The sequence below is a fragment of the Streptomyces mexicanus genome (assembly GCF_902506575.1).
Taxonomy (GTDB): Bacteria; Actinomycetota; Actinomycetes; order Streptomycetales; family Streptomycetaceae; genus Streptomyces; species Streptomyces mexicanus.
In genome coordinates, this window is record NZ_LR732544.1 from 3,778,540 (window position 1) to 3,790,044 (window position 11,505).

At 70.8% G+C, this 11,505-nt stretch carries 7 protein-coding genes, 1 tRNA gene and 1 pseudogene; 6 read left to right on the plus strand and 3 right to left on the minus strand.

Annotated elements, in window-relative coordinates:
* Positions 1-128: 128 nt before the first annotated feature.
* The gene (bagA, locus tag GV126_RS16830; RefSeq protein WP_159667403.1) at positions 129-1,115 is read left to right on the plus strand and encodes an ATPase BagA; all 987 of its coding nucleotides are present in this window, start codon (positions 129-131) and stop codon (positions 1,113-1,115) included.
* On the plus strand, positions 1,112-2,470 hold the full coding sequence (gene bagB / locus GV126_RS16835) for an ATPase BagB (RefSeq protein ID WP_159667406.1): 1,359 nt from the start codon (positions 1,112-1,114) through the stop codon (positions 2,468-2,470). Before bagA ends, bagB begins: the two co-directional genes overlap by 4 nt.
* 310 nt (positions 2,471-2,780) lie before the next feature.
* Here the strand turns inward: bagB and GV126_RS16840 are convergent, their stop codons facing one another.
* Positions 2,781-3,119 (minus strand): WhiB family transcriptional regulator, encoded by a 339-nt coding sequence (locus tag GV126_RS16840; RefSeq protein WP_028421041.1) that lies wholly within the window; start codon positions 3,117-3,119, stop codon positions 2,781-2,783.
* A gap of 493 nt (positions 3,120-3,612) precedes the next feature.
* Between GV126_RS16840 and GV126_RS16845 the strand changes: the two genes are divergently transcribed.
* On the plus strand, positions 3,613-5,964 hold the full coding sequence (locus GV126_RS16845; RefSeq protein ID WP_159667409.1) for a transglycosylase domain-containing protein: 2,352 nt from the start codon (positions 3,613-3,615) through the stop codon (positions 5,962-5,964).
* A gap of 270 nt (positions 5,965-6,234) precedes the next feature.
* On the opposite strand, the gene GV126_RS16850 is transcribed toward GV126_RS16845, so the two are convergent.
* A complete protein-coding gene (locus tag GV126_RS16850; protein ID WP_159667412.1) occupies positions 6,235-6,699 on the minus strand; it encodes a GatB/YqeY domain-containing protein in 465 nt (154 codons plus the stop codon).
* 129 nt (positions 6,700-6,828) lie between these two features.
* Here GV126_RS16850 and GV126_RS16855 point away from each other — a divergent pair.
* From GV126_RS16855 to GV126_RS16865, 3 genes and pseudogenes are all read left to right on the plus strand, one after another.
* Positions 6,829-7,752, plus strand: a pseudogene (locus tag GV126_RS16855) (metallophosphoesterase); the annotation flags it as partial.
* A 151-nt stretch (positions 7,753-7,903) separates the two neighbouring features.
* Positions 7,904-8,743, plus strand: coding sequence for a Pr6Pr family membrane protein (locus tag GV126_RS16860; protein WP_185946698.1), 840 nt, complete (start codon positions 7,904-7,906; stop codon positions 8,741-8,743).
* A 33-nt stretch (positions 8,744-8,776) separates the two neighbouring features.
* Positions 8,777-8,850 (plus strand) — tRNA-Pro (locus GV126_RS16865).
* Positions 8,851-9,086: 236 nt separating this feature from the next.
* Here GV126_RS16865 and GV126_RS16870 read toward each other — a convergent pair.
* Complete coding sequence (locus tag GV126_RS16870) at positions 9,087-11,312, minus strand: FG-GAP repeat domain-containing protein (protein ID WP_159667415.1); 2,226 nt, start codon at positions 11,310-11,312, stop codon at positions 9,087-9,089.
* Between the last annotated feature and the right edge of the window lie 193 nt (positions 11,313-11,505).

Consider the following 11,505-nt stretch of genomic DNA (forward strand, 5'->3'; position numbering starts at 1 on the left):
GGGCTCCCCGCGGCGCCACTCCGAGGCCTTCGGCACCCCCTCGGCGGCCACGCCCCGAACCCCACCACACCGCCGGTTGTCCACAGCCTCCCGCGTGAGTGGCGCGCGGACTGGTTACGCTCGAAGACGTGAGCAGGCTCCAGGTCGTCAGCGGCAAGGGCGGGACCGGAAAGACGACGGTCGCCGCCGCCCTCGCGCTGGCCCTGGCCACGGAGGGGAAGCGGACGCTCCTCGTCGAGGTCGAGGGCCGCCAGGGCATCGCACAGCTCTTCGAAACGGAGGCGCTGCCGTACGAGGAACGAAAAATCGCGGTCGCCCCGGGCGGCGGGGAGGTGTACGCGCTCGCCATAGACCCCGAACTGGCTCTGCTGGACTACCTGCAGATGTTCTACAAGCTGGGCAGCGCGGGACGGGCCCTGAAGAAGCTCGGGGCCATCGACTTCGCCACCACCATCGCCCCGGGTCTCAGGGACGTCCTGCTGACCGGCAAGGCGTGCGAGGCGGTGCGCCGCAAGGACCGTGCCGGGCGGTTCGTCTACGACTACGTGATCATGGACGCGCCTCCGACCGGCCGGATCACCCGCTTCCTCAACGTCAACGACGAGGTCGCGGGCCTGGCCAAGATCGGCCCGATACACAATCAGGCGCAGGCGGTGATGCGGGTGCTGAAGTCGGCCGAGACGGCCGTGCACCTGGTGACGCTGCTGGAGGAGATGCCCGTGCAGGAGACCGTGGACGGCATCGCCGAACTGCGCGCCGCCCGCCTGCCGGTGGGCCGCGTGATCGTGAACATGGTGCGCCCGCAGGTGCTGGACGCCACCGACCTGGAGCTGCTGCGGACCTCGCCGCGCACGGCGTTCGCCCGGTCGCTGTCGCTCGCCGGGCTCGGCGGAGCGCGCCGCGGCGGGAGCGCCGAGCGGCTGGTGGAGCCGCTGCTGGCGCAGGCCGAGGAGTACGCCGAGCGGTACGCGCTGGAGCAGGAGCAGCGCTCGGTCCTGGGCGAGTTGGACCTGCCGCTGCACGAACTGCCACTGCTCGCCGAGGGCATGGACCTGGCGGGCCTGTACGAGTTGGCGAGCGAGCTGCGCAAGCAGGGAATGCAGGGGGTGTCATGAGCCCGGACGCGGCCCGCGCCACGGAGACCGACCGTTCCTCGGGGCACGCGCAGGACGGCACCCGCCGTCTGGCACCCACGCGCGTGCTCGACGTGGACCCGCTGCTCGACGACCCCGGCACCCGGATCATCGTGTGCTGCGGCTCGGGCGGCGTCGGCAAGACCACGACGGCGGCGGCCCTGGGGCTGCGCGCCGCCGAGCGCGGCCGCAAGGTGGTCGTCCTGACGATCGACCCCGCCCGCCGTCTGGCGCAGTCCATGGGCATCGACTCCCTCGACAACGTCCCGCGCCGGGTCAAGGGCACCGAGGGCGACGGCGAGCTGCACGCCATGATGCTCGACATGAAGCGCACCTTCGACGAGGTCGTCGAGGCGCACGCCGATCCCGAACGGGCGGCCACGATCCTGGCCAACCCCTTCTACCAGTCGCTCTCGGCGGGCTTCGCGGGCACGCAGGAGTACATGGCGATGGAGAAGCTGGGGCAGCTGCGTGCCCGGGACGAGTGGGACCTCATCGTCGTCGACACACCGCCCTCGCGGTCGGCCCTGGACTTCCTGGACGCCCCCAAGCGGCTCGGCTCCTTCCTGGACGGCCGGCTGATCCGCCTGCTGACGGCCCCGGCCAAGCTCGGCGGGCGCGCGGGGATGAAGTTCCTGAACGTCGGGATGTCGATGATGACGGGCACGCTCGGCAAGCTGCTGGGCGGTCAGCTGCTCAAGGACGTCCAGACCTTCGTGGCCGCGATGGACACCACCTTCGGCGGCTTCCGCACCCGCGCGGACGCCACGTACAAGCTGCTCCAGGCGCCGGGGACGGCGTTCCTGGTGGTCGCGGCCCCGGAGCGGGACGCGCTGCGCGAGGCCGCGTACTTCGTGGAGCGGCTGGCCGCGGAGAAGATGCCGCTGGCCGGTCTGGTGCTCAACCGGGTCCACGGCAGCGGCGCCGACCAGCTGTCGGCCGAACGCGCGCTCGCCGCCGCGGAAAATCTTGAAGACTCCCGCATTGTGGATCAGGGCGACGGGAAAGCTGGAGTTCGTAACTCCCCCGAAACGCAAGGACGTTCAGACTCTCCCGATCCCTCCGCCGCCACCCCGGAGCCGGAGCCGTCCGCCGACGCGGCGTCCGCGGACCCGGTCGACCAGGTCACCGCGGGTCTGCTGAGGCTGCATGCCGAGCGGATGCAGCTGCTCGCGCGCGAGCAGCGCACGCGTGACCGGTTCACCGCCCGGCACCCGGAGGTGGCGGTGGCCGAAGTGGCCGCCCTGCCCGGGGACGTGCACGACCTCACCGGGCTGCGGGACATCGGGAACCGGCTCGCGGACAACCGCCGCGAGCTGCCCGAGCCGAGCGCCTGACCCGGGGCGCGCCCGGAAAGGGCGAGGCCGCAAGAGGGCGAGGGCACGGGGAGCGGATCTGGACCGCTCCAGGGAGCACCGGAGACACCCGGGCACCCGAACGGACCAAGAGCACCCCGGCGGAACCAAGGACACCTGAAAGGACCAACGACCGAGAACGTCACAAGGGCCGAGGACCGTACGCACCCGAGCAGGACCGAATGACCAGGCGCACCCGAGCGGCCGAAGGCCACTGGCCCACAGCCCCACAGGCTCCGAGAAGACCGAAGGACCGAAGACACCCGAGAGGGCCGAAACCCCGGCGGATGCCTCAGCTCACCGCCGCGTAGTTCTCGTACGCCCGCTCGTCGTCGAGGGAGACCAGTCCGGCTCCCCGCTCGTACTCCATGCGCGCGGTCTCCAGGAGCCGGCGCCAGGAGGTGACGGTGGGCCGCCGGCGCAGCAGTGCGCGGCGCTCCCGCTCCGTCATGCCGCCCCAGACACCGAACTCGACGCGGTTGTCGAGCGCGTCGGCGAGGCACTCGGTGCGTACCGGGCATCCGGTGCACACCGCCTTGGCCCTGTTCTGCGCTGCTCCCTGAACGAACAGTTCATCCGGATCGGTAGTGCGGCAGGCCGCCTGCGCACTCCAGTCGGTTACCCAGCCCATACCGGCGCCGTCCTCTCCCGAATCGAGGCTCCCCCACGGCGGCAGCGGCATATTCACCGCCGCCAGTTGAGGACGTTACGGAAGGCTGGGCACAGCGCAACACCCCCAGCGGGCCCAATCTTGAATGGTCCGAACGGACTATGGGTGAGCCGCAGATCACCCGGGCGAGTGACCCGCCGACATGCGCGACATTCCCGCCGGAGCGGGATTTTCCGGTGCACCACAACGGACACCAGGTGGCACACGAGGCGAATTCGAGCGCGTATCGAGCAGGTATCGCCCACGCCCGGACCACGCCCGTACGACGCCCGGACGCGCCGCTTCCCCCGGGACTTCCCACCGCACCGGAAGAAATCCGAGGGACCCGGAATCTTCCGCGACCGCCGCACGTAGGGACACATGGGGACACATGGCCGCACCGCTGTGACAGTTGAGAGCAGCTTAGGCCAAGGCATATACGCGTGTCCGGCGAATGAGAACGTAGGCTGCCCTCATGCCAAAGAAGCGCTCGGGCGGTGGTCTGTCGCCAACGCAGCAGGCCGCCAAGTTCCTCGGTGTCAGTGTGCTCGCGGGAGTGGTGCTGGCCGGTATCGCGCTGCCCGCGGCCGGTGCGCTGGGCCTGGCGGCCAAGGGCTCGGTCGAGGGGTTCGACGACATCCCGGCCAATCTCAAGCGTCCACCGCTCAGCCAGCGCACCACGATCCTGGACGCCCAGGGCCGGCAGATCGCGCAGGTCTACTCCCGCGACCGTACGGTGGTGCCGCTGAAGGACATCTCGCCGTACATGCAGAAGGCGATCGTCGCCATCGAGGACTCGCGCTTCTACCAGCACGGCGCGATCGACCTCAAGGGCGTGCTGCGCGCCCTGAACAAGAACGCGCAGGAGGGCGGCGTCGCCCAGGGCGCCTCCACGCTCACCCAGCAGTATGTGAAGAACGTCTTCGTGGAGGAGGCCGGCGACGACCCGACGAAGGTCGCCCAGGCCACCCAGCAGACCCTCGGCCGCAAGATCAAGGAACTGAAGTACGCGATCCAGGTCGAGCAGGACCTGGGCAAGAAGAAGATCCTCGAGAACTACCTCAACATCACCTTCTTCGGTGAGCAGGCCTACGGCATCGAGGCCGCCTCCCAGCGCTACTTCTCCAAGCACGCCAAGGATCTGAGCCTGCCGGAGGCCGCCCTGCTGGCCGGTATCGTCCAGTCCCCGAGCCGCTACGACCCGGTCAACGACGAGGCGGAGGCCACCCGGCGGCGCAACGTCGTGCTGCAGCGCATGGCCGAGGTCGGCGACGTCTCCCAGGCGGAGGCCGACAAGGCCAAGAAGGAGCCGCTGGGCCTGAAGGTGACCCAGCCGCGCAACGGCTGCATCACGGCGGTCAAGGGCGCGTCCTTCTTCTGCAAGTACGTCGAGCAGGTCTTCCTCGGCGACCCCGTCTTCGGCAAGACGCGCGCCGACCGGGCCAAGATCTGGAACCAGGGCGGACTGACCATCCGTACGACCCTGGACCCGCAGGCGCAGGCGTCGGTGCAGGCCTCGCTCAAGCAGCACGTCTACCAGACCGACTCGGTGGCGTCCGCGGCCGTGCTGGTCGAACCCGGCACCGGCAAGATCGTCGCGATGGGCCAGTCCAAGCCGTACGGCTACGGCAAGGACGAGACCGAGATCAACTACGCGGTCGGCAGCGACCGGGGCGGCTCGAACTTCGGCTTCCCGACCGGTTCGACGTTCAAGCCGTTCGTGGCGGCGGCGGCGATCGAGGGCGGCAAGCCCCCGACGCAGGAGTACTCCTCGCCGTACAAGATGCCGTACCCGAGCCCGGTCCAGGCGTGCAACGGCAAGCAGTGGGCCAACACCTACCACGACCAGGTGGAGAACGAGAGCACCTCCGAGCACGGCCCGTACGCCATGAAGGAGGCCATGGCGAAGTCGGTCAACACCTACTTCGTCCAGCTGATCTCCGACATCGGGCTGTGCCCGGTGGTGAACATGACCGACAAGCTGCACGTGGTGCAGGGCGACGGCAAGAAACTTCCGCAGACCCCCGCCATCGCGCTCGGCGCGGTCGGCATCTCCCCGCTGACCATGGCCTCCGCGTACGCCACCTTCGCCTCCCGCGGCGTGTACTGCACCCCGGTCGCCATCGAGTCGATCACGCAGAAGGTCGGTGACCAGGAGAAGCCGCTCGCCGTACCGAAGACCACCTGCTCCAGGGCGATGTCCCAGAAGACCGCGGACACCGTGAACACCCTGCTGCAAGGCGTGATCGACTCCGGCACGGGCCAGCAGGCGGGCCTGTCCGACCGGGACAACGCCGGCAAGACGGGTACGACGGACGAGCGCAAGAACGCCTGGTTCGTCGGCTACACCCCGAACATGGCGGGCGCGGTGTGGGTGGGCAGCGCCACCCAGCAGGTCAAGATGACCGACATCCGCATCGGCGGCGTCATGCACGGCCTGGTCTACGGCGCCGACGTGCCCGGCCCCATCTGGCGCGACGCGATGACCGGCGCCCTGCAGGGCAAAGCCTCCCCGTCCTTCCACCTCGTCGACATCCCGGACGGTGGTGACAAGGGAAAAGGCCCGGGCGGGGGGAACGAGAACGGGGGGACCGGAAACGGGGACACGAACGGAAGCACCGGTGACGACGACGGCGGCGTCATCGGGGGCCTGATCGGTGGCCCGGCCGGCGGCGCCACGGGCACCGGCGGCGGGACCGGCACCGGCGGCGGAACCGGCAACGGCGGCCCCTTCCCGACCCCGACGTTCTCCTTCCCCCCGGGCTTCATCCAGGGCCAGGACGGCGGCATCCGCGGTCAGCACGGGAACGGCGGAAGGCACGGCTGAGCCTGAGCCGACCGGCGCACGCCCCCGGCGCACAGCCCCAGACGCACGGCCGCCGGCGCGGAGTCGGCAGGAAGTACGGCCGCCGGCGCGGAGCCGGCAGCAGCTACAGCCTCCGGCACACAGCCGACAGGAGGCACATCCTCCGGCAGAGCCGGCAGGAGGCACGACGAAGGGGCGCACGGCGAGCAGCCGGCGCCCCTTCGGCGCGTTCTCCGGCTCGGCGGAGGATTGATCAGCAGGCGACAGACGCCGCAGCGGTCCTCGGCGGCCTCAGCCGGCCAGCAGCTTCTTGACCGCGGCGGCCACCCGGCCGCCCTCCGCCTGCCCGGCGACCTTCGGGTTCACGATCTTCATGACGGCGCCCATGGCACGCGGCCCCTCGGCACCCGCCGCCTTGGCCTCCTCGACCGCCTGGGCGACGATCGCGTTCAGCTCGTCGTCGGAGAGCTGCTTGGGCAGGTAGGCGGCGAGCACCTCGCCCTCGGCCTTCTCCCGCTCGGCCGACTCCGCACGGCCGCCCTGCGCGAACGCCTCGGCCGCCTCACGGCGCTTCTTCGCCTCGCGGGTGATCACCTTCAGCACCTCGTCGTCGGAGAGCTCCCGCTTCGCCTTGCCCGCGACCTCCTCCTTGGTGATCGCGGCGAGCGTCAGCCGGAGCGTGGAGGAGCGCAGCTCGTCACGCTCCTTGATCGCGGCGTTGAGGTCGTCCTGCAGCTTCGACTTGAGCGTGGTCATGGCTAGATTGTCGCAGGTACGGCGACGCCGACGCGCGAAGATTTAACGGGTGCCGCGCGCCACGGCCTCCGCCGCGCGCTCCCCCGGCCCAATTTCCTTCGCCCGGCGCGCTGCTGAGACGATGGACCCATGCGCGCGCGATACGGAGTTCCCCTGGGCATCACGGCGGTCGCGGCCGCCGGACTTCTCTACTCTGCGGGTTTCGAGGCCCGCTCCTTCCGCCTGCGGCGGGTGACGGTCCCGGTCCTGCCCTCGGGCATGCGTCCCCTGCGCATCCTGCAGGTCTCCGACATCCACATGGTCGGCGGCCAGCGCAAGAAGCAGCGCTGGCTGCGCTCGCTGGCCGGCCTGCGCCCGGATTTCGTGATCAACACGGGCGACAACCTCTCGGACCCCGAGGGCGTCCCGGAGGTCCTGGACGCGCTGGGCCCGCTGATGGAGTTCCCGGGCGCGTACGTCTTCGGCTCCAACGACTACTACGGCCCCAAGCTGCGCAACCCAGCCCGCTACCTGATGGAGAAGGCCAGCGGTCGGCACGGCCTGAACGGCAACCCGCCCGCGGTCGGCGCGATCCACAACCCGTGGGAGGACCTGCGGGACGGCTTCGACGAGGCGGGCTGGCTCAACCTGACCAACACGCGCGGCACCCTGAAGGTCGAGGGCGTCTCGGTGGAGCTGACCGGCCTGGACGACCCGCACATCAAGCGGGACCGCTACGCCAAGGTGGCGGGCGGCCCCTCCGGCGCGGCCGACTTCTCCATGGCCGTGGTGCACGCCCCCTACCTGCGGGTCCTGGACGCCTTCACGGCCGACGGCTACCCCCTGATCCTCGCCGGCCACACCCACGGCGGCCAGCTGTGCATCCCCTTCTACGGCGCCCTGGTCACCAACTGCGACCTGGACACCGACCGCGTGAAGGGCCTGTCCACGCACACCGCCGAGGGCCACACGTCCTACCTGCACGTCTCGGCCGGCTGCGGCACCAACCGCTACACCCCGGTCCGCTTCGCCTGCCCCCCGGAGGCGACGCTGCTGACCCTGGTGGGACGGGACTGGCGCGAAGGCGCGGCGGAGGCAACGGAAGCGGCGAGAGCGGCGGGACCAGCGGGAAGGACGGGGCGGACGCGAGGGCGAGGAAAGACCCGCATCACCCGTCCAGCCCACCCGAATCGCCCGCTTTCCCCCTCATTCCTACCGTGAGGGCATGACCGCCGAGACGTCGCCGATACCCCCCACGCCCCCGCCGCCACCGCAGTCAGCCACGCCCTCGTTCCCTCGGGAGATCCCCGATCTCCCCGCGGTCCCGGGCATGCCGGTGCTCATGCCCTCGGCCGTCCCGGCGGCGGCGGTGGTGCCCCCGGTACGCCGCCCCTGGGCGGCGGCGTACCGCCTGCTGATCGCCGTGGTGGCGGCCGGCGCGGTCGCCCTGGAGATGCTCACCGGCCCCCCGCTCCGCGTCCTGAGCCACGTCGAGATCCAGACGGCGATCGCGCTCGCGCTGGTCCTCGCGCTCTCGGCACGCAGGGCGTGGACCGCCCGCCGCCCGCTCCCCGCCGCGCTCACCGGGGCGGTGACGCTCTACGTCACGACGGCGGCCCTGATCCACCACCTGTTCCTGACCGCGACCTCGCCTCCGTACTCGATCACGGGTTCCCCCGGCACCCATCCGCTGTGGCAGTCGACGGCCGGCCACCTCCTCCACACCGCGCTCCCGCTCGCCGCGCTCCTGGACTGGCTCCTGCTGACCGCCCCCGCCCGCCTCCACCTGCGCCAGACCGCCCCCTGGATGCTCTATCCCCTGGCCTACCTGGCCTTCTGTCTCACCCGAGGCGCCCTCCTGCCCCCGACCGAGCAGGACCGCTACCTCTACCCCTTCCTCGACGCCGCCCGCCACGGCTACAAGCACGTCCTCGGCAACGCCCTCCTCCTGGGCCTCGCCTGCTACGGCCTGGGCCTGCTCCTGGTCGTCCTCGACCACGTCCGCCCGAACCCGATCCGCCGTGCCGCCAGAACCGGATTTCGTCTCCGGCCACCAGTGGGCTAAAGTAAACGTCGTCGCCGCGACAAGCAGCGACACCGGGGTGTAGCGCAGCTTGGCAGCGCGCTTCGTTCGGGACGAAGAGGTCGTGGGTTCAAATCCCGCCACCCCGACGCTGGTCAGAGGGCCTGGTGTGCAAGTTGCACCAGGCCCTCTGTCGTGCGTGCAGCAGCGGCACAGGCCACTGACGGCCGCAGCCGTCCTCGGAGCGTTCCGAGGACGGCTGCGGGCTTTCGTGTGGGTGTCCGGTTGCGTGGCCACCGCGCCGGTCCGGAGCGCAGGCGCCGCGGCGTGCGCGGGGTCCGCGCTCCGGGGGAAGCGGCGTGGTGCCGCCGGGAGGCGGTGGGTGTCAGGCCATGTGGTTGTACGCGTAGGACGTGCCGCTGGAGTCCGGGGAGGCGGACGGCTTGCGGGTGGCGAAGGGGGCTCGCCAGTTGCCGGTGCCGGAGTAGAAGTACGTCGTGTTGTGGTTCTTGTCGTAGGCGAACAGGTCGGGGCGGCCGTCGCGGTCGCCGTCGCCGATGCCGATGATGTGGCTGTAGGCGTTCCAGCCGCCACCGATCTTCGTGCGTGAGGCGAACGTGCCGTCGCCGCGGCCCAGGTAGAGCCACAGCACACCGCTGCCGTCACGGGCCACCAGGTCGCCGGCGGCGCCCCCGCCGACGTTGCCCACGGCGGTGATCTTGTTGTAGACGCCCCAGCCGCCGCCGACCTTGACGCGCTTGGCGAAGGGGGACGTGTACTGGCCGGTGCCCTTGTAGAGCCACAGCACGCCGGAGGTGTCGGTGGCCAGGAGGTCGGCCTTGCCGTCGCCGGTGTAGTCGGTGCCGCCGGTGATCTTGTTGTAGATCTGCCAGCCGCCGCCCACCTTCACCCGGCCGGCGAAGGTGCCGTCGCCGCGGCCCAGGTAGAGCCACAGCACACCGCTGCCGTCACGGGCCACCAGGTCCGCGTGGGCGGCGCCGCCCACGTTGCCGACGGTCTCTATCTGGTTGTACGTCCCCCAGCCCGAGCCGATCAGCTTCGTCTCGTGCTCCGACAAGAAGCCGGGGTTGTACGGGTCGTGGTAGGTGTCGCTGCTCCACAGCCGCCCGGAGGTGTCCCGCGCGAGCACGTTCGGCGTACCGTTGTCGTCGAAGTCGTGCGGCTTGGCGGTGCGGGTGACCTTGAACGAACCGGAGGACGTCAGGTCCGGGCCGATGCCGTTGAGCGGCTTGGCGACCAGCGACCACGTGTAGTCGCCGTTGTAGGCGCTGCCCGTGGGCACCATCCCCAGGCCGCCCTCCCAGTCGAAGCGGGCGGTCGTGCCCGGGTCGGTGAAGGACACCGTCCGGGTCTGCCCGGTGCGCACGTGCCGCAGGGTGACCGTCATCTCGACGTTGCCCCGGGACAGCGTCCATCCCAGCGTCGCCCTGCCGCCGCCCGCGTCGAGGTCGATCACGGCGGGGACGGTGTGGCCGGTCAGGGTGACCCGGGTGGGCTCGCCCGTGCTCGCCGCCAAGGTGGCGGCCGGGACGCCGTCCTGGTCCGGCGCGATCCGGTAGACGCCCTCGTTCTGGGCGACCGTGCCGCCGCGCACGACCAGCGTGCCGTCGGGGGCGGTGGCCGCGGAGGTGAGGTGGTCGAGCAGCTTGCGGGTGGCGCCGGTCTTCAGGTTGTACGCGGTCAGCGCGTTCGAGGAGTACGTGAAGATCGAGTCCAGGCCGCCGCGGTTGCCGTACGCCAGCCAGTCGCCCTGGAGGCCGATCTCCACGTCGGGGGGCCACACCTTGCCCACCGCGACCTTCCGGACACTCTTCGAGGAACGGTCGGTGACGACCACCGTGGCCTCGTTGGAGCCGGTGTACTCGACCCACGCCACGTACGTCGCCGAGACGGCGATGTCGCCGCGTGCGGCGGCGGCCGGCAGCTCGTGGGTCTCGGTCACGGCGCCGGTGGCGAGGTCGAGCAGCCCGAGGAAGCGCCGGGTGTCCGTCCCGGTGCCGGTCGTATACGTCACCTGGGCCTCGGTGGCGGTCCCGGCCGCGACCTTGACGTCGGTGGCGTTCGGCGGAAAGTCGGTGACCGTGCGCGGCGCCACGCCCTTGCTGTGCATGCGGAGCGTGTTGCCGCCCTCGGCGTCGGGCAGCAGGGTGAACAGGGAGGTGCCGGCGGAACCCGCGTACGTCACCCCGTTGACGGAGGGGCCGAGATCGAGGCTGTAGACGGTCGATCCGGTCGCCATGTCCGTGATCTTGGCCGTCGGGCTCGAGTACGTGGCCACGAGGTCGCCGACCCCGGTGCCCTGGACGGCGGTGTACCGCGTCCACTGCACGGGGTCGCCGCCCGAGGCAGGCACCCAGTTGCGCGTACCGCTGGTCTTGTTCCAGGTCAGGTAGCCCGAGGCGGTGGCCCCACCCACCACGTCGCCCTTCGGGAAGGCGGGGACGGACTGGTCGGCGGCCCCCGCGGTCACGGTGGCGGTCGCGGGCGCGGCCGTCGCGGGGACGGTCAGTCCGACACCGCCGGCCGTGAGGGCGAGAACGGTGGCGAGGGCCGCGCCGAGGCGCCGCCCGGTGGTTCGTGGCGGATGCAAGGAAGGTTCCTTCGGTTCAAGCGGAAGGGAAAGAGGGGGGAGGAGGGTGAAGAGGAGCAGAGCTGGCTCTTATACACATCCGACGCTGCCGACGACCCCTTCCGCGTTGACCCTGGGGGCTTGCCCTCTCTTTTGACTAACACCAATACCATTTTTCTTCTCTGTTCACTTCTCGCACCTTCTCATGTTCCCA